The sequence below is a fragment of the Kocuria sp. MNB10 genome (assembly GCF_054073685.1).
On record NZ_CM133411.1, the window covers coordinates 2,621,214 to 2,641,052 of the forward strand.

22 protein-coding genes, 4 tRNA genes and 1 riboswitch are annotated in these 19,839 nt (G+C 69.9%); of the genes, 22 read left to right on the forward strand and 4 right to left on the reverse strand.

What is annotated here, in order from left to right; translation table 11 throughout:
* Positions 1-118: 118 nt before the first annotated feature.
* Together ACW9PK_RS11910 and ACW9PK_RS11915 are read left to right on the forward strand one after the other, a co-directional pair.
* Positions 119-1,090, forward strand: a complete 972-nt coding sequence (locus ACW9PK_RS11910; protein ID WP_457015978.1) for an ornithine cyclodeaminase family protein — start codon at positions 119-121, stop codon at positions 1,088-1,090.
* Positions 1,091-1,112: 22 nt separating this feature from the next.
* Complete coding sequence (locus tag ACW9PK_RS11915) at positions 1,113-1,637, forward strand: MerR family transcriptional regulator (RefSeq protein WP_457017221.1); 525 nt, start codon at positions 1,113-1,115, stop codon at positions 1,635-1,637.
* 251 nt (positions 1,638-1,888) lie between these two features.
* On the opposite strand, the gene ACW9PK_RS11920 is transcribed toward ACW9PK_RS11915, so the two are convergent.
* From ACW9PK_RS11920 to ACW9PK_RS11930, 3 genes are all read right to left on the reverse strand, one after another.
* A tRNA-Val gene (locus ACW9PK_RS11920) sits at positions 1,889-1,963 on the reverse strand.
* A 29-nt stretch (positions 1,964-1,992) separates the two neighbouring features.
* Positions 1,993-2,063: transfer RNA gene (locus ACW9PK_RS11925), tRNA-Cys, on the reverse strand.
* A 58-nt stretch (positions 2,064-2,121) separates the two neighbouring features.
* Positions 2,122-2,194, reverse strand: a tRNA-Gly gene (locus tag ACW9PK_RS11930).
* 243 nt (positions 2,195-2,437) lie between these two features.
* On the opposite strand from ACW9PK_RS11930, the gene ACW9PK_RS11935 reads away from it, so the two are divergent.
* The 6 genes from ACW9PK_RS11935 (at position 2,438) to rpe (ending at position 7,665) form a co-directional block, all read left to right on the forward strand.
* Positions 2,438-2,509, forward strand: a tRNA-Val gene (locus ACW9PK_RS11935).
* Between the two features lie 179 nt (positions 2,510-2,688).
* Positions 2,689-3,609, forward strand: a complete 921-nt coding sequence (locus ACW9PK_RS11940) for a cytochrome (protein WP_457015979.1) — start codon at positions 2,689-2,691, stop codon at positions 3,607-3,609.
* Between the two features lie 45 nt (positions 3,610-3,654).
* On the forward strand, positions 3,655-4,314 hold the full coding sequence (def, locus tag ACW9PK_RS11945; RefSeq protein WP_457015980.1) for a peptide deformylase: 660 nt from the start codon (positions 3,655-3,657) through the stop codon (positions 4,312-4,314).
* Positions 4,311-5,261: a methionyl-tRNA formyltransferase gene (locus tag ACW9PK_RS11950; RefSeq protein WP_457015982.1), complete on the forward strand. Its 951-nt coding sequence runs from the start codon at positions 4,311-4,313 to the stop codon at positions 5,259-5,261. Before def ends, ACW9PK_RS11950 begins: the two co-directional genes overlap by 4 nt.
* Complete coding sequence (locus ACW9PK_RS11955) at positions 5,258-6,955, forward strand: transcription antitermination factor NusB (RefSeq protein ID WP_457015983.1); 1,698 nt, start codon at positions 5,258-5,260, stop codon at positions 6,953-6,955. The genes ACW9PK_RS11950 and ACW9PK_RS11955 overlap by 4 nt, the downstream gene beginning before the upstream one ends.
* A 44-nt stretch (positions 6,956-6,999) precedes the next feature.
* Positions 7,000-7,665, forward strand: a complete 666-nt coding sequence (gene rpe, locus ACW9PK_RS11960; RefSeq protein WP_064846815.1) for a ribulose-phosphate 3-epimerase — start codon at positions 7,000-7,002, stop codon at positions 7,663-7,665.
* A gap of 46 nt (positions 7,666-7,711) precedes the next feature.
* On the opposite strand, the gene ACW9PK_RS11965 is transcribed toward rpe, so the two are convergent.
* A complete protein-coding gene (locus ACW9PK_RS11965) occupies positions 7,712-8,068 on the reverse strand; it encodes an ArsR/SmtB family transcription factor (RefSeq protein ID WP_457015985.1) in 357 nt (118 codons plus the stop codon).
* 55 nt (positions 8,069-8,123) lie between these two features.
* Here ACW9PK_RS11965 and arsB point away from each other — a divergent pair, with 55 nt between their 5' ends.
* The 14 genes from arsB to ACW9PK_RS12035 all read left to right on the forward strand — a co-directional run bounded on the left by arsB (position 8,124) and on the right by ACW9PK_RS12035 (position 19,826).
* Positions 8,124-9,257 carry an ACR3 family arsenite efflux transporter gene (arsB, locus tag ACW9PK_RS11970; RefSeq protein ID WP_457015986.1) on the forward strand — a complete coding sequence of 378 codons (1,134 nt, stop codon included), beginning with the start codon at positions 8,124-8,126 and terminating at the stop codon, positions 9,255-9,257.
* On the forward strand, positions 9,254-9,694 hold the full coding sequence (locus ACW9PK_RS11975; RefSeq protein ID WP_085108526.1) for an arsenate reductase ArsC: 441 nt from the start codon (positions 9,254-9,256) through the stop codon (positions 9,692-9,694). Before arsB ends, ACW9PK_RS11975 begins: the two co-directional genes overlap by 4 nt.
* A 57-nt stretch (positions 9,695-9,751) precedes the next feature.
* A riboswitch (FMN riboswitch) is annotated at positions 9,752-9,927 on the forward strand.
* A gap of 147 nt (positions 9,928-10,074) precedes the next feature.
* Complete coding sequence (gene pnuC / locus ACW9PK_RS11980; protein ID WP_131332861.1) at positions 10,075-10,782, forward strand: nicotinamide riboside transporter PnuC; 708 nt, start codon at positions 10,075-10,077, stop codon at positions 10,780-10,782.
* Between the two features lie 95 nt (positions 10,783-10,877).
* The gene (gene ribD / locus ACW9PK_RS11985) at positions 10,878-12,047 is read left to right on the forward strand and encodes a bifunctional diaminohydroxyphosphoribosylaminopyrimidine deaminase/5-amino-6-(5-phosphoribosylamino)uracil reductase RibD (RefSeq protein WP_457017223.1); all 1,170 of its coding nucleotides are present in this window, start codon (positions 10,878-10,880) and stop codon (positions 12,045-12,047) included.
* 88 nt (positions 12,048-12,135) lie between these two features.
* Complete coding sequence (gene ribB, locus ACW9PK_RS11990) at positions 12,136-13,530, forward strand: 3,4-dihydroxy-2-butanone-4-phosphate synthase (RefSeq protein ID WP_457015987.1); 1,395 nt, start codon at positions 12,136-12,138, stop codon at positions 13,528-13,530.
* Entirely contained in the window at positions 13,527-14,228 is a 702-nt protein-coding gene (locus tag ACW9PK_RS11995) for a GTP cyclohydrolase II (RefSeq protein ID WP_085108532.1), read from the forward strand. The genes ribB and ACW9PK_RS11995 overlap by 4 nt, the downstream gene beginning before the upstream one ends.
* Positions 14,225-14,704: a 6,7-dimethyl-8-ribityllumazine synthase gene (gene ribH, locus ACW9PK_RS12000; RefSeq protein WP_457015988.1), complete on the forward strand. Its 480-nt coding sequence runs from the start codon at positions 14,225-14,227 to the stop codon at positions 14,702-14,704. Before ACW9PK_RS11995 ends, ribH begins: the two co-directional genes overlap by 4 nt.
* A gap of 114 nt (positions 14,705-14,818) precedes the next feature.
* The gene (locus ACW9PK_RS12005) at positions 14,819-15,082 is read left to right on the forward strand and encodes a phosphoribosyl-ATP diphosphatase (RefSeq protein ID WP_035962118.1); all 264 of its coding nucleotides are present in this window, start codon (positions 14,819-14,821) and stop codon (positions 15,080-15,082) included.
* Between the two features lie 69 nt (positions 15,083-15,151).
* Positions 15,152-15,997 carry an ATP phosphoribosyltransferase gene (gene hisG, locus ACW9PK_RS12010; protein ID WP_035962116.1) on the forward strand — a complete coding sequence of 282 codons (846 nt, stop codon included), beginning with the start codon at positions 15,152-15,154 and terminating at the stop codon, positions 15,995-15,997.
* A gap of 48 nt (positions 15,998-16,045) precedes the next feature.
* Entirely contained in the window at positions 16,046-16,810 is a 765-nt protein-coding gene (gene hisF, locus ACW9PK_RS12015; protein WP_064846823.1) for an imidazole glycerol phosphate synthase subunit HisF, read from the forward strand.
* Positions 16,810-17,214, forward strand: a complete 405-nt coding sequence (gene hisI / locus ACW9PK_RS12020) for a phosphoribosyl-AMP cyclohydrolase (RefSeq protein WP_457015989.1) — start codon at positions 16,810-16,812, stop codon at positions 17,212-17,214. Before hisF ends, hisI begins: the two co-directional genes overlap by 1 nt.
* Entirely contained in the window at positions 17,215-18,804 is a 1,590-nt protein-coding gene (locus ACW9PK_RS12025) for an anthranilate synthase component I (RefSeq protein WP_457015990.1), read from the forward strand.
* Positions 18,805-18,806: 2 nt separating this feature from the next.
* Positions 18,807-19,448, forward strand: coding sequence for a Trp biosynthesis-associated membrane protein (locus ACW9PK_RS12030; protein ID WP_368835354.1), 642 nt, complete (start codon positions 18,807-18,809; stop codon positions 19,446-19,448).
* A 132-nt stretch (positions 19,449-19,580) separates the two neighbouring features.
* Positions 19,581-19,826 (forward strand): HGxxPAAW family protein, encoded by a 246-nt coding sequence (locus tag ACW9PK_RS12035; RefSeq protein WP_098054460.1) that lies wholly within the window; start codon positions 19,581-19,583, stop codon positions 19,824-19,826.
* Positions 19,827-19,839 lie beyond the last annotated feature (13 nt).

The following is a 19,839-nucleotide window of genomic DNA, read 5'->3' on the forward strand; positions in this document are numbered from 1 at the left end:
CGGGTGGGGCGGGAGTTTTTCTCTGAAGTCCGGTCCTGGTCGGGGATATGCTGACGGAACAGTCGAGACAGTGAATCGGCCAATGCCGGAGCACCGCATCCCTGGGGGGAACCGCATCATGACCACCGAGGGATCGACCCCCCAGGAGCAGTGCGCGACAGGAATCCAGGGTGCACCCGCGTGGTACACCGAGGAACAGATCGTGCGGGCGGTTCCCGCCGAGCGTGCACGTCGGCTTCTCGAAGCCACGCTGCGTTCCGGATTCCGCCCGGAAGATGACCCCGCGCGCAGCAATGTCCCCGCCGGCGAGGGCCACCTGCTGTTGATGCCGTCGGTCATTGGTGACTGGGCAGGCATCAAGGTCGCATCGGTCTCGCCCGGGAATCCCGAACGCGATCTGCCCCGCATCCAGGCCACCTACATGCTCATGGACTCGGCCACCCTGAGTCTTCGAGCTCTGCTGGAAGGCAACGTCCTCACCACCCTACGGACCCCCGCGATCTCGGCCGTGGCCACCGATTACCTGGCCCCGAAGGAGGCGACCAAGCTCGTGGTGTTCGGCACGGGGCCGCAGGCGCTCGCCCACATCGCGGCATTCGCCGAGATCCGCTCGTTCACGGAGGTCGTGGTGTGCGGCCGGACTCCGCGCAAGGTGGACGCCGCCGTCGACTACGCCCGCACGCTGGGTCTCGCGGCCCGATCGGGGGACGCGAGCGAGGTACGCGACGCGGACGTAGTGGTGTGCACGACGTCGGCGGCGGAGCCCCTCTTCGACGGTGCCCTGGTGTCGGACACCGCGTGCGTCGTGGCCATGGGATCCCACGAGCCGCAGTTCCGCGAGCTCGATTCCGCGCTCATGGGTCGCGCCCAGGTGGTCGTGGAGGACCGGGCCACCGCCATGCGTGAAGCCGGGGACGTGATCCAGGCCGTGGCCGACAGTTCATTACACGAGGATTCACTCGTGGACCTCGCGGACGTCGTCACGGGCGCGGTGGCCCCTGATGAGACGCGGCCCCGCGTGTTCAAGTGCGTGGGCATGAGCTGGCAGGACCTGGTCGTGGCCGTAGGGGTGGTCGATCCGAACGCGTGAGAGGGGAGAGGGCGTCGTGGCCATGGGATCCCACGAGCATGGTCCGCCGGCGCATTCGGACGTCGCCGTGCAGGATCCCCCACATGGCCAACCCCACCGAGAAGAGGGTGAACGCGGCGAGTCCGTGCAGCCACGTCAGGCCGTGGGGGTGGATGAAGGTTGTGGTATCCAGCGCGCCGTCAGGACAGTTGACGCGTCGACGACTATCCGAGGGGGTTGCGTCATTCTGCTCAATGCCCTGGCCGAGGTCAGCAACACCACCACGGCCAGCATTAAGTTCTACCGTCGGGAGGGACTGTTGCCCGCCGGTACCAGGCTCACCGCCACGCGGCAGGACTACGATCAGGGTCACGTGGAACGCCTGCAGCTCATCCGGGTACTGCGGGAGGAGGCCGGTGCCACGATCCCCGACATCCGTGCGCTGGTCACCCTGATCGACGATCCGCGGCGGCCGCTCATGGACGCCCTCGAAATCGCCCAGGCGCTCGCCGCGGGCCGGTCACCTGCCGAGGCCGACGGGCCCCCGGAGACCGGGAGGATCCGATGATCCGGGACATGCTCACGTAGCTGGGGTGGCCGGACGTGGCAAGCGGGCCGCTGGGTCACCGGTGGAGCGGGGGAGACGCCGTCTCGGGACGTCATCGTGGCCCGCGCGGTGCGGGGAATGGTCTCCTACAATCGGCTGACCCGGGTGCTGCGGGCCCTGGGCCATGTCTCCCACTCGGTGCGTACCGCCGGGTCGTAGGTCAGCGGTGGCACGCGGAAGACCCCGGAACGTAGTGTTCCGGGGCCTTTGTCTGGTGCGCGATACTGGGATCGAACCAGTGACCTCTTCCGTGTCAGGGAAGCGCGCTACCGCTGCGCCAATCGCGCTCAATCTCTTGAACGAGGTGGTTGCACCGAGGTGGAGACGGGATTCGAACCCGCGTAGACGGCTTTGCAGGCCGCTGCCTAACCACTCGGCCACCCCACCGGGGACCAGATCCTTGAAAGGACAAGGTCTCAGGTCTCGACCAGGGTCGAAAACTGCGAGCGGACGACGGGAGTCGAACCCGCGACCCTCACCATGGCAAGGTGATGCTCTACCAGCTGAGCTACGTCCGCATTGTCGGTCGATCGAGGCCCTGGAACTCAGTACTCCGTTCTTCCGAGCGGAAACTTTATCACAAGACTTCATGCCCTTTCGTGTTTGTCCATCCGGGGTGTTGCCACCGGAGGACTCCGCTTTCGGGGCGTTGCCAACGAGCAAGAACATTACCCACCGGAACGGGTCCGGGCAAATCGATCGCGGACGCCGAGGAATTTGCCGTTCCCGGACGAAGTGTTCTAGAGTCTTCAACGTTGCAAGCGCGATTGGCGCAGCGGTAGCGCGCTTCGTTCACACCGAAGAGGTCACTGGTTCGATCCCAGTATCGCGCACGGTAACGAGGAACCCGGTCCCTGGAGGGGCCGGGTTCTTTCGCGTCCAAGGCCGATCGGACCGGTCGGTCCGGCCCCGGCCGCGTGAAGTCCGGCTCCTGGACGGACGTCCGAGCCCACTCCGCCCGGGTGAGTCGGTGATCGTTGTCCGTGTCTGGACCCCTTCCTACGCTGAGCCCATGACTCAACCCCGCTTGGCCCAGCAGACCGCCACCGGCCGGATGTACACCCGGAGTGAGGGCGGGGACCTCGAGGTCCCCTCCATCACCACGGTCATCGGGTGCGAGGCCAACGACCTCGGGGGCTGGTACGCCTACACCGCAGCGCAGGCCCTGGCCACGGATCCCCAGTTGCCGGACGCGCTCCGGGACACGCGGCGTCGTCGTTCGCTCGTGAACCACGCGGCCAAGGCGGCGGAGCGGCACCGGGACCACGCGGCGCAGCGCGGTGACCGCGTACACGACTACTGCGAGCAGCTCGCGCTGCGGGCCATGGGCCGCGACCACGAGGTGGACCGGGCCCGGGACACGCTCGCAGAACACCACGAGACCCGATTCGCGGACAGTGCGGACCAATGGTGGCAGTTGTTCCGCCCCGAACCGCTGGCCGCGGAGATCACGGTATGGAACTCCACGGTGGGCTACGCCGGCACGCTGGATCTCGTGGCGCGCATCGGCGGCAAGGTGTGTCTGATCGACTACAAGACCCGCGGGACCGACCGCGCCGGGCGGGTCAAGGCCCCGGACCCCAAGGTGGTGACCCAGTTGGTGGCCGGGCTCAAGGCCGAGGAATCCCTCGTGGACGCTACGGCGGGGGAGTGGGAACCGTGGCGCTACCGGGACGCGGAGGTCTTGATGGCCGTGGCGATCGGTGAGACCGAGGCGCTCACCGTGCAGGCCGCGCCCGAGCACCTCCCCGTGCACTGGTACAAGTTCTGCGCCCTGGCCAAGGTGTGGGCGCGCAATTCCCAATTGGCCACCGCCGGGGCGCAACTGCGCAGCATCGCGCCCCCGCCCCTGGATTCCTCCCCCACGGGTCGTGTGGCGGGCGGCACGCAGGTCGTGGCGGCCGAGACGGTCGCGGGCCCCGCCGTAGACTGACAGGCACACCCCGTCCCACGACCCCCATGAGGAGTGCACTCCGCGGTGAGTATTTTGCGCATTCGTACCATCGGTGACCCCGTCCTGCGCACCCCGGCCCAGGAGGTCACGCAGTTCGACGACACCCTGGCTGCCCTCGTCCGGGACATGCTCGAGACCATGTACGCCGTGGGCGGTGTGGGTCTGGCCGCACCGCAGGTGGGCGTGGGATTGCGCGTCTTCACGTGGGGCATCGACGGGGACGAAGGGCACGTGATCAACCCCCAGCTGAGCATGGGGGAGGAGCCGCAGGAAGGCGGCGAGGGCTGCCTGTCGGTCCCGGGCCTGTCCTACGAGACCCCCCGCGCCGAGCACGCCGTCCTCACCGGGGTGGATTGCAACGGCGAGCCCGTGCACCGTGAGGCCACCGGCCTGTTGGCCCGCTGCTTCCAGCACGAGAACGATCACCTGGGCGGCATGCTCTACGTCGACCGTCTCGTGGGTGACGAGCGCAAGGACGCCATGCGGCAGTTGCGCGCGCAGTCGTTCACGGACACGACCACCCGTGTCACGCGCGAACGCGAGGCGCAGCGCGCGAGTCACTCAACACCGGACGCACACGACGCCGCTGGGTCGGCTTTCGGTGCGGCCCGCACCTCGGGAGCCGCATCCGGCGCCGCACACACGGCCGGTTCCGCGTTCGGCGCGGCGGGTGATGCCCGATGAGCCCCGACACGAAACAGCAGCCCCTCAAGATCCTGTACGCAGGAACCCCGGAGACCGCCGTCCCCCCGCTCGAGGCACTGCACCAGGATCCCCGGATCGAGATCACCGCGGTGCTGACCCGTGAGGACGCCCCTGTGGGCCGCAAGAAGGTCATGGCCCCGTCCGCGGTGGGTCGTCGGGCCGATGAGCTCGGACTGCCCGTGATCAAGGCCAATCGGGTCCGGGGTGAACTCCTGGACACCCTGCGTGACACCGGCGCGAGCATCGCGGCGGTCGTGGCCTACGGCGCCCTGCTGCCGCGACCGGCCCTGGAGGTCTTCGAGGACGGGTGGATCAACCTGCATTTCTCCCTCCTGCCCCAGTGGCGCGGCGCCGCCCCGGTGCAGCGGGCCCTCATGGCCGGGGACTCCGTGGTCGGGGCCACCACCTTCGTCCTGGACGACGGCATGGACACCGGCCCCGTGGTAGGCACCCTTACGGACGAGGTGCGTCCGGAGGACACGTCCGGGTCGGTCCTGGATCGGCTCGCACATGAAGGTTCGCCCCTGCTCGTGGAATCCTTGCTCGGTGTGGCCTCGGGCCGCGTGCACCCCACGCCGCAACGCGGTGAATCCACCGCTGCCCCTAAACTCACGGCCCAGGACGGGCGCGTCGATTGGTCACATCCCGCCGTGGCCGTGGCTCACCGGGTGCGCGGTGTGACCCCCGAACCCGGTGCGTGGACCGAACTCGACGGCCAGCGCTTCAAGCTCGACCGCGTGATCCCCGCCCCGGAGATCACCGGGATCGCCCCGGGCCACGTGGAGCTGCGGGAGAAACGGGTCTTCGTGGGCACCGGGTCCTACGCCGTGGAGCTGACCCGCGTGCAACCCAATGGCAAGAAACTCATGGCGGCCCTCGACTGGGCGCGCGGCAAGCAGAACACGGAACAGGTGGCCTTCGGATGAGTCGGGACCAGCAGCACCGCGGCCACGCCGGTAGCGGCAACGACCGGTCTGGGGGGAACAACCGCCGTCGTGACGATCGTCCGTTCTGTGATGCCAGCGGCCGGGGCCGCGACGACCGCTCGCCCAGCGGCTCCGGTGGGCGCCGTGGTGACGACCGCTCGCCCCGGGAGGCCGGCGGGAGGGATCGGCGAGCGGGGGACGGCTCGCGTCGCGACGCCCAGGGCCACGAGCGCAACCGCCGGGCCCAGCACGAGCGCTCTTACTCCGCGCACGCGCCCTCGCAGCGTCGCAAGCGCTCCGATCCCGCACGGCTGACCGCATATCAGGCCCTGCGCGCGGTCAACTCGGAGGACGCCTACGGGAACCTCGTGCTGCCACGCCTGGTCCGTGAAAACCGCCTCGACAAGCGGGACGCGGCGTTCGCGACCGAGCTCGCCTACGGGGCCATGCGGTGGAGTGGCACGTGGGACGCCGTGCTCGAGAAGTGCGTGGACCGCCCGCTGGACCAGTTGGACCCCGCGGTGCTGGACGCCCTGCGCCTGGGCGTGCACCAGTTGCTCGCGATGCGCGTCCCCGATCACGCCGCGCTGGACGCGACCGTGGGTCTGGTGCGCGGGGAGATCGGGCAGGGACCCTCGGGACTCGTCAACGCCGTCCTGCGCAAGGTGACCCGGCGCAGCCACGACGAATGGCTGGACGCGCTCGCCGCCGAGCACACCGACGAGCTGCGGCAGCTCGGTGTCCGCCACGCCCACCCGGTGTGGGAGGTTCGCGCGTTGCGCCGGTCCCTGCGCGCCAACGGCCGAGACACCGCGGAGATCGAGGCCCTGTTGGAAGCGGACAACGAGGCGCCCCGTGTGCACCTCGTGGCCCTGCCCGGTATCGGCTCGCTCGAGCCCGCACTCGCAGCAGGCGCCGAACCCGGTGACCTGGTCCCGAACAGCGCGGTCAGCGCCGGGGGAGACGTCCACCGCGTCCCGGGCACGCGGGAGGGAACGGTGCGTGTCCAGGACGCCGGTTCCCAGCTCGTGGCCCGCGTGCTCGCACAGGCGCCCGTGGCCGATGACGCCGGCGCGTGGGCCGACTTCTGCGCCGGACCCGGCGGCAAGGCGGCGCTGCTCGCGGCATTGGCCCACGAGCGCGGTGCCACGTTGCTGGCCAACGAGGTCAGCGAGCACCGTAGCGACCTCGTGCGCCAGGCACTGTCGGCCGTGGACCACGAGGCGTGGCACGTCCGCACCGGCGACGCCCGGCAGATCCCGTCCGGCCAGGACGCACGTTTCGATCGCGTGCTCGTGGACGTGCCGTGCACCGGACTAGGCGCGCTGCGGCGTCGTCCCGAAGCGCGGTGGCGGCGCACGCCGTCGGACGTCGCGAATCTGACCCCGCTGCAGCGTGAGCTGCTCGACGCCGCGCTGGACGCCACCCGCCCCGGCGGCGTGGTGCTCTACGCCACGTGTTCGCCGCACACCGCCGAGACGCATGACGTGCTCCAGGACGTCCTGGCGCGGCGCGGCGACGTGTCGGTCCTGGATACCGCGCAGCTCGCCGTGGATGCCGCCCTGCCCGGCGCGCTCGACGACGCTCGGGCGGCGGGGCACGACGTCCCCGGCGGGGGTACGAGTGTGCAGTTGTGGCCGCACGTCCACGGAACCGACGCCATGTTCATGGTCGCGCTGCGCAAGAGCGCGTGAGCCGCGGCTCGGTCATTGATCCGGAACTATTCCCAGGAGGAACCATGTCCCGCTGTGACATCCACCCGTCCATCCTCTCCGCGGACTTCTCCCGGCTCGCGGAGGAACTCCAGCGCATCTCGAACGCGGATGCGGCGCACGTGGATGTGATGGACAACCACTTCGTCCCCAATCTGACCCTGGGGTTGCCGGTCGTGGAACGATTGCAGGCCGTCTCCCCGATCCCCCTGGACCTACACCTGATGATCGAGGACCCGGACCGGTGGGCCCCGGCGTACGCGGAGGCAGGGTGCGCGTCGGTGACGTTCCACGCGGAAGCCGCCACGGCGCCGATCAAGCTCGCGCGTGAACTGCGCGCGGCGGGTGCCCGAGCGGGACTCGCGGTGCGTCCGGCCACGCCGATCGAGCCGTACCTGGACCTACTGCCGGAGCTGGACATGTTGCTCATCATGACTGTGGAACCCGGCTTCGGCGGCCAGAAGTTCCTGGACGTGACCCTGCCCAAGCTGCGCCGCGCCGCGGCGGCGGTCAAGGCCCACGGGGGCACGATCGCGCTGCAGGTGGACGGCGGGATCACGGAGGAGACCATCGTGCGCGCCGCGGAGGCTGGGGCGGACACGTTCGTCGCCGGTTCCGCGGTCTACGGCCAGGACGACCCCGCCGCCGCGATCGAGGCACTCCGCAGGACCGCGCGGGAGCACCGGGCCTGAATTTATGCGCGCCCCGATGACGGGTCCGCGGAGAACGCCCTGCCTGTCAGCGCAGGTCCAGGAGTTCACGCAGTTCCGTGAAGGCGCCGCGCACCACGGTGTAGTGCGCCCACTTGCCGCGCTGCTCGCGTGTGAGCAGTCCGGCGTCCACCAGCTTCTTGAGGTGATGACTCACGGTGGGCTGGCTGATGTCGAGGACGTCCAGCAGGTCGCAGGCGCACACTGTGTCGCAGCCCTGCACGGCGATGTGGGAGAGCAACCGCAGGCGCGTCGGGTCGGAGAGCGCCTTGAGCTTCGCGGTCATGCGCTCGGCCTCGCCGGCCCCGAGCGGCGAGGAGGCGAGCGAGCAGCACTCGGTTGCTTTCTCATCGATCAGCTCGGGTCGTTGCGCGGGTGCTTTCATACCGAGATTTTACATTGACGGACATCTATATGACCTCGTAGCGTGTGTCCCATAGATGACCGTCGATACGAGGAGCTCGCCGCCCGTGAGTACCACCATCGCCTCCGCACCGGTGAGGCAGAGCATGTCGTTCCTGGACCGGTGGCTGCCGGCCTGGATCCTGCTGGCCATGGGCGTGGGCCTGCTGCTGGGCCGGCTGGTGCCGGGGCTGAACACGGCCTTGGAAGCCATGACGATCGGACAGGTGTCGCTGCCGATCGCAGTCGGTCTGCTGGTGATGATGTATCCCGTCCTGGCGAAGGTGCGCTACGACGAGACCCGCCGCGTGACCGGCGACAAGCGATTGCTGGGCCTGTCGCTCGTGCTCAACTGGGTCGTGGGACCGGCGGTGATGTTCGTGCTCGCCTGGGTGTTCCTGCCCGATCTGCCCGAGTACCGCACCGGGTTGATCATCGTGGGCCTGGCCCGGTGCATCGCCATGGTCCTGATCTGGAACGACCTCGCATGCGGCGACCGGGAGAGTGCGGCCGTGCTCGTGGCCATCAACTCCGTCTTCCAGGTCGTAGCCTTCGGCGCTCTGGGGTGGTTCTACCTCCAGGTCCTGCCGTCGTGGCTGGGGCTGCCCACCACCACGGCCGAATTCTCCGTGGGGGCGATCGTGGGATCCGTCCTGGTGTTCCTCGGCATCCCGCTGCTCGCAGGCTTCCTCACCCGCGTCCTGGGTGAACGGGCGAAGGGCCGGGACTGGTACGAGGAGAAGTTCCTCCCCGCGATCGGCCCGTGGGCCCTGTACGGCCTCCTGTTCACCATCGTGATGCTCTTCGCGCTCCAGGGGGACGCCATCACCTCACAGCCCCTCGACGTGGTCAGGATCGCGCTGCCATTGCTCGTGTACTTCGCTCTGATGTTCGTCATCGGCCTCTTCGCCTCGAAAGCGGTGGGGCTCGACTACGGCAAGTCGGCCACGGTGGCTTTCACCGCGTCGGGCAACAACTTCGAACTGGCGATCGCCGTGGCCATCAGCACCTTCGGCGTCACCTCCGGGCAGGCACTGGCCGGCGTCGTGGGGCCGTTGATCGAAGTGCCCGTCCTGATCGGCCTGGTCTACGTGGCCCTGTGGGCCGGCCCGCGCGTGTTCCCGAACGATCCCTCCGTCCCCACCCACCGAACCCGGGAGACCGCATCATGAGCGCACCATCACCCACGAAACCGACCGTGCTCTTCGTCTGCGTCCACAACGCGGGCCGCTCCCAGATGGCGGCGGGCTACCTGGCCGCGATGTCAGGCGGGAGCATCGATGTCCGTTCGGCCGGGTCCGAACCGGCAGAGAGCCTGAACCCGGTGGCCGTGGAGGCAATGGCTGAGGAGGGCATCGATATCACCGCAGCCGTGCCCACGATCCTGCGGACGGAGCAGGTCAGGGCCTCCGACGTCGTCATCACCATGGGCTGTGGGGACACCTGCCCCGTGTTTCCGGGCAAGCGCTACGAGGACTGGGACCTCGACGACCCGGCCGGTCAGCCCCTCGCGGACGTGCGCAGGATCCGCGACGACATCAAGGCCCGCGTCACCGGACTGCTCTCGGATCTGCAGGGCCGGGAGAACGGCCAGAAAACCAGGACGTGACCGCCCGGTGCCCCCGATCACGGGCATGGTGAGGCCGCGTGGCATAATGAGCGCAGCAACGTGTTCCGGGGTCGGTGCAATTCCGAACCGGCGGTGACAGTCCGCGAACCGTGAACACCGTGCACAGCACCGAGCAGGTTCCCGTGGGAACCACCGGGGATGCGCACGGAGGGATCGGCCGAACCGGTGGAAATCCGGTACCGACAGTACAGTCTGGATGGTAGGCACACGTGAGCGTCACGGCGTCCTGACCGTGCGCGGTCGCACGCGATCGCGGTCCGTCGGGTGGTGCTGTGACGTGCTCCGCCGCGCGATCGTTTTCGACGCGTGTGCGCATTCCTCCCCGGGACCACCGACAGTGGCGGGTGAGAGGAGACACCGTGGACGTCCTGCGTTGGTTGTTCGACGCGCAGTTGCGGGTGGGCGACGGTTTCATCCTGTGGCGCGAGGTGCTCGGCAACGTGTTCGGGCTGCTGTCCGCGCTGGGCGGAATGCGCCGCAAAGTGTGGGCGTGGCCCGTGGGGATCGTGGGCAACGCGATCCTGCTGACCGTCTTCCTGGGCGCGGTGTTCGACACCCCCAACCCCGTGAACCTGTTGGGCCAGGCCGGCCGTCAGGTCATGTTCATCGCGGTGTCCGTGTACGGCTGGGTGCAGTGGCGCCGGTCCCGCGGGGCGTCCGAGGAGGCCGTGTCCCCGCGTTGGGCCACCGCCCGCGAACGCGTGTTCCTCGTGGTCGCCCTCGTGTTCGGGACGGCACTTCTCACACCCATCTTCCGCGCCCTGGGCTCGTACGAACCCGTGTGGGCGGACGCCTGGATCTTCATGGGCTCGCTGCTCGCAACGCTCGGGATGGCCAAGGGCTGGGTCGAGTTCTGGCTGTTGTGGGTCGCCGTGGACATCGTGGGCGTGCCCCTCCTGTTCTCCGCCGGTTACTACGCCTCGGGCTTGATGTACGTGTTCTACGGCGCCTTCACGCTCGCCGGGTTCTTCGTGTGGTGGCGCGTGAACACGCGCCAGCGCCGTCGCGCGACGATCGAGACGGGCTTCCCGGACCTGCGCCTGTCCGTGGGTGAGGACGAGAAGTGACGGCGTACGACGACGCCGCTGCGCCGGGGCCCACGCCCCGCTCCCGTCCGGGGGCGGAGCCGTCCCACGACTTCTCGGCCGCGGAACACGAGGCGATGCGCGCGGCTCTGGAAGCGGCTCGGCGGGGGATCCGCGGGGCCAATCCCGTGGTGGGCGCCGTGATCCTCTCCGCCGCGGGGGAGATCCTGCACGTGGGTCATCACCGCGGGGCGGGCACCCCGCATGCGGAGGCGGACGCCCTGCATCTGGCCCGTGAGGCGGGGACACCTCTCGAGGACACCACCATGGTCGTGTCCCTCGAACCCTGCAACCACACCGGACGCACCGGCCCGTGCTCGCGCGCGATCCTCGACGCGGGGATCCCCCGGGTCATTTACGCGGTGGCCGACGGCACGGACACCGCCCGCGGGGGCGGCGCGTTCCTCGCCGCACACGGGGTGGACGTGCGTCAGGGGCTGCTCGCGAGGGAAGCCCACGATCTCAATGACCGCTGGTTCATTGCCCAGCATGATGCGCGACCGTTCGTGACGCTGAAACTCGCTCAAACGATCGACGGCCGCGTGGCCGCCGCGGACGGGACGAGCCAGTGGATCACGGGTGCACCCGCTCGGGATCAGGGCCACGCCCTGCGCACCCGGGTGGACGCGATCCTGGTGGGCGGCGGGACCCTGCGCGCGGACGACCCGACCCTGACCGCGCGGGATGCCGCGGGTGAACCCCTCGCGCGGCAACCCCTGCGGGCAGTCATGAGCACCCGCCCCGTGCCCGCGGATGCCAAGGTCCGGCGCGGCGTCGTCGACCGCGCGCCCCGGGAAGACACCGAACGTGGAGCCCCGGGAGACACCGGAACGGATCACGGAGAGGTCGCATGCGCCGACCGCGGGCACGACGGGCGGTTCATCCACCTCACCACGCACGATCCCGCCGAGGCGTTACAACACCTCCGTGAACGCGGGGTTTCCCACGTGCTCGTGGAAGGCGGGCCCACGGTGTCCGCCGCGTTCCTCGCCGCCGATCTCGTGGACGAGCTGTGGTTGTACCAGGCCCCACTGATCCTCGGGGACGGCGCGGCGTCGGTCGCGTCGCTCGGGATCGGGACGCTTGCCGCGGCGTCGTCATGGCGCGGTGACCCTGTGCGGCACCCGGCGGAGCTCGCGCGCCCCGGCCACGAAGAGGCCACGGAGCAGATGGAGGCGATCAGCCGCGTGGGCGTCGATGGACGGTGGCACTTGCGGCCCACGGGTCCCGTACCCGACGCCCCATGACACGTCCCTGAACTGACACAGCACACCAAGACCTCGCGCCGGGAAGTTCCCGAGAACCCCGCGCACCCCGGATCCCCAAGGAGAATCAGTGTTCACCGGAATTGTCGAAGCCCAGGCCACCGTGGAACGTGTGGAACGGTTGGCGCAGGACGCCGCCCGGCTGCACGTGTCCGCGGGGCCACTCGTCGCGGACCTGCCCCACGGCGGCTCACTCGCGGTCAACGGGGTGTGCCTGACCGCGGTCCCCTCGGGCGCGGCGGGGGACTTCACCGCGGACGTCATGGGCGAGACACTGCGCCTGACCACCCTGGGGGCGCTCGGACACGGTGACCTGGTGAACGTGGAACGCTGCACCGCAGCCGGGCAGCGCCTGGACGGGCACGTGGTCCAGGGGCACGTGGACGGCGTGGGCACCGTGATGCAGCGCACGTCCCACACCGGATGGGAGACCGTGCGGATCAGAGTCCCCGTGGCACTTGCGCGCTACATCGCGGTCAAGGGCTCGATCGCCGTGGACGGCGTGTCCCTCACGGTCACGGCGGTGAACTCCACGGACGAACCCGAGGCGTGGTTCGAGGTGGGGCTGATCCCGGAGACCCTGCGCGCGACCACGCTCGGCGCTCGCACGCCGGGTTCCACCGTCAACCTCGAGGTGGACGTGCTCGCCAAGTACGCCGAGCGCCTGGCCTCGTACGCGGCACCCGCGACACCGCGCGGCGTCGCCCTCGATCCGGTCGCGGACGCCGTGGTCGCGATGGCCTCGGGTGCCGCGGTCGTTGTCGTGGACGACGAGGACCGGGAGAACGAGGGCGACCTGGTGTTCGCGGCCCAGCACGCGACCCAGGCCCTCATGGGCTTCACGATCCGGCACAGCTCCGGGGTGGTGTGCGTGCCCATGACCGACGAGCGCGCGGACCGGCTTGCCCTGCCGCCCATGACCGAACACAACGAGGACGCCAAGGCCACGGCGTACACCGTGACGTGCGACGCCCGCACCGGGATCACCACCGGGATCAGCGCGCGGGACCGGGCGCTGACCACACGACTGCTCGCGCTGCCCGGCACCACCGCGGCCGAGCTCACGCGGCCCGGCCACATCCTGCCGCTGCGCGCGGTCCCTGGCGGGGTGCGCGAACGCGCGGGGCACACCGAGGCCGCCGTGGAGCTCGCGCGGCTCGCGGGGTGCGAGCCCGTGGGTGCGATCGCGGAGATCGTCGACGACGCCGGGCAGCCCCTGCGCGCCCCCGCCCTGCGGCGGTTCGCGGACGAGCACGGGCTCGTAATGATCAGCATCGCCGATCTGATCGCCCACCTGGACGCGACGGATGCCGCTGAGGACGCCGTCCCGCGGGCGGCCGCGAACGACGCCGGTGCCGCGGCTCAGGACGCGAAGGGCACAACTCGACCGAGCGCCGTCGACGTCGCCGGGGGCGCCACCGCGCCGTCGGTGGACACCACGGGGGAGGGAGACCGCATCGCATGAGCGTTTTCGACCACGGTGAGATCCCCGAACACGCGTCACCGGCCGACAATCACGCGGCTCCGGGAGCGGAGCCCCTGCACCACAGCGACCCCGTGACCGTGCCCTCCGAGTACGGCACGTTCTCGGTGACCGGTTGGCGCGTTCCGGAGCCGTCGGGGATCCCCGCCGCCGAGCACGTCTCGCTCACGGCACCCCCGCCCGCCGACGAAGCCGCTCTGCCACCGTTGCTGCGGCTGCATTCCGAGTGCCTCACCGGGGACGTCTTCGGCTCGTGGCGCTGTGACTGCGGACCGCAACTGCACCTGGCGCTGGAACGGATCTCCCGCCACGGGGGCACGGTGCTGTACCTGCGCAACCACGAGGGCCGCGGGATCGGGCTGATCAACAAGCTGCGCGCCTACAAGCTCCAGGACGGCGGAGCGGACACCGTGGACGCCAACACCATGCTCGGGCTGCCCGCGGAGGCCCGGGACTACACCGCCGCCGCCCGGATCCTCGCGGCCATGGGCCTGACCACGGTGCGGCTGCTGACCAACAACCCGGACAAGGTCGCCAAGCTCGAGGCGCTCGGGATTACCGTGGCGGACGTGATCCCCCACGAGGTCCACGCGCGCACCGAGAACCTGGACTACCTGCGCACCAAGCGCGACCGCATGCACCACCACCTGACCCACCTCAACCCAGGAGAAACATCATGAGCGGACACGGCGCCCCGACCACCCTCGCCTCGGACCTCGACGCCTCGGACCTGACCGTGGCCGTGGTCGCCGCGAGCTGGCACACGACGATCATGGACGGGCTGCTCGACGGCGCCCTGCGCGCCCTCACGGAAGCGAACACCGGCACGGTCGTGCGGGTGCGCGTGCCCGGGAGCTTCGAGCTGCCCGTGGCCGCCCGCCGCCTGGCGGAGGCGGCGGACGCGGTGGTCGCGCTCGGCGTCGTGATCCGCGGCGGCACCCCGCACTTCGACTACGTGTGCCACGCCGCGACCTCCGGACTCACGGACGTGTCCGTGGCCACCGGGACCCCGGTGGGTTTCGGCGTACTCACGTGTGACACGGAGGAACAGGGTCTGGACCGCGCCGGCCTCGAGGGCTCGCACGAGGACAAGGGCTACGAGGCCGCCCACGCCGCCCTGAGCACCGCCCTGACCCTGCGCGAGCACGGGGTCTGAACGGAGCAGACGCTCGCGGCCGGTCCGCCACGCTCGATCCGCGGAGGCCGGCCGCGAGCGGCGTGCATGTGCCACGCGTTCGGGACGGGCACGCGCACCCATTACCCTGAAGGGGTGAAAACCTTCGAAGACCTCTTCACCGAACTGCGCACCAAGGCCGAGCAACGCCCCGAGGGATCCAGGACCGTCACGGAACTGGACTCCGGGATCCACGGCATCGGGAAGAAGGTCGTCGAGGAGGCCGCCGAGGTCTGGATGGCGTGCGAGTACGAGTCCGACGCCGAGGCCGCGGAGGAGATCTCCCAGTTGCTCTACCACGTGCAGGTCATGATGATCGCCAAGGGTATGAGCCTCGAGGACGTCTACAAGTACCTCTGAGCCCCGCGCGTCACCCGCTCCGGGCACCGCCCCGATCCCCGTTATCTGCGCCCCGCGGAAAGGAATCCCATGCTGCGAGTAGCCGTGCCCAATAAGGGCGCGCTGTCTGAAGCCGCCATCACCATGCTCACCGAGGCCGGTTACCGGCAGCGGCGCAGCACCCGGGAACTCGTGCTGGTGGACAACGACAACCACGTGGAGTTCTTCTACCTGCGCCCGCGGGACATCGCGATCTACGTGGGTGGCGGCACCCTGGACCTGGGGATCACCGGACGGGACCTGCTGCTCGATTCCGGCGCGGAGGCCGAGGAAGAGCTGGGCCTGGACTTCGCCCGTTCCACCTTCCGGTTGGCCGGCCCGCGCGGCCAGTTCGAGTCCGTGCAGGAACTCGAGGGCAAGCGGATCGCCACGAGCTACCAGTTGCTGCTGGAGCGTTACCTCGCGGACCGCGGCGTGGATGCCGAGGTCGTGCGCCTGGACGGCGCCGTAGAATCCTCCATCCGGTTGGGTGTCGCGGACGCGATCGCGGACGTCGTGGAGACCGGCAACACCCTGCGCGCGGCGGGCCTCGAGATCTTCGACGAACCGATCATGACCTCCGAGGCGCTGCTCATCCGCCGCGGCGACGAACCGGAACCCGAGGGACTGCGCGTGCTGCGACGTCGTCTGCAGGGTGTGCTGGTCGCGCGGCAGTACGTGATGATGGACTACGACATCACCGAGGACCTGCTGGCCGCCGCCACCGAGATCACCCCGGGTATGCAGGGCCCCACGATCTCCCCGCTCGGTCACGACGGCGCGGTGGCCGTTCGCGCGATGGTGCGCAAGAGCGACACCAACAAGGTCATGGACGCGCTCTACGAGGTGGGGGCCCGGGCCATCCTGGTCTCACCCATCCAGGCCGCGCGGATCTGACGCGGGCGCGGGCGAAGAGAAGTCGAGAGCAGTGAGGACGGTGGCGTAATGGGTGTGGCCGTACGAGTCATTCCGTGTCTGGATGTCGATGCCGGGCGCGTGGTCAAGGGCGTGAACTTCGAGAACCTGCGGGACGCGGGGGATCCTGTGGAACTCGCGGCGCGCTACAACCTGGCCGGCGCGGACGAGCTCACGTTCCTGGACGTGACCGCGTCCTCGAGCGAGCGGGACACCATGTTCGACGTCGTGGCCCGTACTGCCGAGAAGGTGTTCATCCCCCTGACCGTGGGCGGCGGCGTGCGCACGGCGCAGGACGTGGATCGGTTGCTGCGCTGCGGCGCGGACAAGGCCTCGATCAACACCGCGGCGGTCACGCGCCCGGAGGTCATCGACGAGATCACGAACCGCTTCGGCAACCAGGTGCTCGTGCTGTCCCTGGACGCGAAACGCACGGGCAACACCCCGTCCGGTTTCGAGGTCACCACGCGCGGTGGGCGCACGCTCACGGGCCTGGACGCGCTCGAGTGGGCCCGGGAGGCCGAGGAACGCGGGGTCGGGGAGATCCTGCTCAACTCGATGGACGCGGACGGGACCCGCGAGGGCTTCGACCTGGAGATGATCTCCGCCGTGCGGGATCGGGTAAACGTTCCGCTCATCGCGTCGGGCGGGGCCGGGGCACCCGAGCACTTCCCGCCCGCGGTCGCCGCCGGCGCGGACGCGGTGCTGGCGGCCTCGGTGTTCCACTTCGGCCCGGACGACGCGATCGCGGACGTCAAGAACGCCCTGCGTGCCGCAGGTTACGAGGTGCGCTGATGTCCCAGAGCCAGGAGACCCGGATGAGTACCGCCACGGACGAGTTCACGACCCACAACCTGGACCCCCGCATCGCCGAGCAGCTCTCGCACAACGAGGCGGGACTCGTGGCGGCGATCATCCAGCAGTACGACACCAAGGAGGTGCTCATGCTGGGCTGGATGAACGACGAGGCCCTGCACCGCACCCTGACCGAGGGTCGCGTGACCTTCTGGTCGCGGTCCCGCCAGGAGTACTGGCGCAAGGGGGACACCTCCGGGCACTACCAGAGCGTGCACTCCGTGAGCCTGGACTGTGACGGGGACGCCCTGCTCGTGCAGGTGGACCAGCACGGCGCGGCATGCCACACGGGCTCGCGCACGTGTTTCGACGATCGAGACCTCCACGCGGAACAGGCGGTTTAAATGCACGAACTCGGCAGTATCACCCCCACCCTTGAGGAGTTCCGGCAGTATGCCGCGACCCGCCGCGTGATCCCGGTGCGCACCACGGTGCTCGCGGACTCACTGACCCCCGTGGGTCTGTACCGCGCGCTCGTGACCCGCGAGGGCGAACCCCGCCCGGGCACGTTCCTGCTCGAGTCCGCCGCGGAGGGCGGGGTGTGGTCCCGCTACTCGTTCGTGGGGGCCGGTTCCGTGGCCACGCTGACCTCCCGGGACGGGCAGGCGCACTGGATCGGTGACGCACCGGCCGGGGCACCGGTGGACGGTGATCCCCTCGACGCCCTGCGCGCGACCATGCAGTTGCTGCACACCGCACCCTTCGAGGGCGTCCCACCGCTCACGAGCGGGATGGTGGGTTTCGTGGGCTGGGAGGCCGTGCGCCGCTGGGAGACCCTGCCCAACCCGCCCGAGGATGACTTGCACATGCCCGAGCTGGCCATGAACCTGGTCGCGGACATGGCCGTGCACGACAGCAAGGACGGCTCCGTGCTGCTCGTGGCCAATGCCGTGAACGTCAACGGCACGGACGAGAACGTGGATGCCGCCTACCACGACGCCGTGTCCCGGTTGCGCTCCATGGTGACCCGCCTGGCCACCCCGCTCGAGCGCACTACGGTGTCCATCGCGGAGCAGGGAGCACCGGAGCTCACGGACGTGGAGTCCGTCGCGCGCCAGTCGTGGGACCGGGAGCTGTTCATGTCCGCGATCGACCGCGGCAAGCAGGCGATCGTGGACGGCGACATCTTCCAGGTGGTGGTCTCGCGCCGCTTCGAGGCTGAGTGCCACGCGAGCTCGCTGGACGTCTACCGCACGCTGCGCCGGATCAACCCGAGCCCGTACATGTACCTGTACTCGTTCGAGGACGTCCAAGGTCGGCCGTACTCGATCGTGGGTTCCTCACCCGAAGCGCTCGTGACGGTCACGGGCCGCCAGGCCATGACCCACCCGATCGCGGGCTCCCGCCCGCGAGGTGCCACGGTGGACGAGGACGTGGCCCTGGGCCAGGACTTGCTCGCGGACGAGAAGGAACGCGCGGAGCACCTCATGCTCGTGGACCTGGCCCGCAACGATCTCTCCAAGGTCGCCGAGCCCGGCAGCGTGGACGTGAGCGAGTTCATGGAGATCGAGCGTTTCAGCCACATCATGCACCTGTGCTCCACGGTGGTCGCGCGCATGCGCGAGGACGTCACCGCCTACGACGTCCTCGCCGCCACGTTCCCCGCGGGCACGCTCTCGGGCGCGCCCAAGCCTCGCGCGTTGCGCCTGCTCGACGAGTACGAGCCGCTGCGCCGGGCCGTCTACGGCGGCGTCGTGGGCTACATGGACTTCGCGGGGAACATGGACATGGCGATCGCGATCCGCACGGCGCTGCTGCTCGAGGGTACGGCGTACGTCCAGGCGGGCGGCGGTATCGTGGCTGATTCGGATCCCGAGTCCGAGGCCCAGGAATCCCTCAACAAGGCCACCGCGCCGTTGCGCGCCGCGCTGATCGCCCAGACCCTGCGCGAGCCGGGCACGGACACCCGGGCCTCCCGTCCCCCGAGGAGCTGACGTTGCTGCGCCGCACCGCACCCGCCGTCCTGGTCACGCTGTTGTGTGCCCTGGCGTTGTTCGCCACGACCACCGCCACCTGGATCCACGCGGACGTCCCCACGTCCCTGCAGTCGGTCACGGTGGACGTCCCCGGGGCCGACGCCGCTCCGGCCGTCACCGCCCTGGGTCTTGTCGCCGCCGTGGCCGCGGTGGCCTCCACGCTGGGAGGCCGGGTGCTGCGCATGATCGTGGGCGCCGTCGTCGCGCTAGCGGGCGTGGGCGCGGTGCTCGCGGTGCTGGCCGTCACGGGGGACTCGCGTGCGGCCGCGCAACCCACGGTCGGCGCGCAGACGGGTGTGATCAACGACGGCGGGGACTACGCCCTTACCGGGTGGCCGTGGGCCGCCGTGACCGCCGCGATGCTGCTCGCACTGTGCGGCGTGTGGCTCGCGGTGGTCGCCCGGCACGCGCGACGGCGCAATGCGCAACGCTACGATCGCGCTGCGGTCGCCGGCAGCGTGGGAACCGCCGCGACGACGGCCGCGATGCACCCGCGGGGTGGCGAGGCCTCGGCCGGGGAGACCCAGGCCGCGGAGCACGCGGACGACATCGACACGTGGGACGCGCTGACTCGCGGCGACGACCCTACACAAACCGACTGAACCGCGTGGGCTGCGGCGCGCACGCGCCGGGAAGTGGCACAATGGGGTCAGAGAATCCTCGGTCCCACGGCTCACGCGGGACCGGCAATCCAAGAGCCGAGCGGCTCAACCGGCACGGGAGAGTGGACACGCATGTCGAACACCGATCAGATCATCCTGGACCACACCGCCGCGGTGGGCCACGGCAACACCGTGGCCGCGTGGGCCTGTGTGGGCGTGATGACCGTGGGTGTCATCGTGGGCTGCGTGGGTTTCGTGATGGCTTCGGTCCCTGTGACGGTCGTGGGCATCGGTCTGATCATCGTGGGCGTGATCGTGGGCGGCGTGCTCAAGTCCATGGGGTACGGCAAGGGCGGGTCCAAGACCAAGTCCCACTGATCGCCGCAGGGGA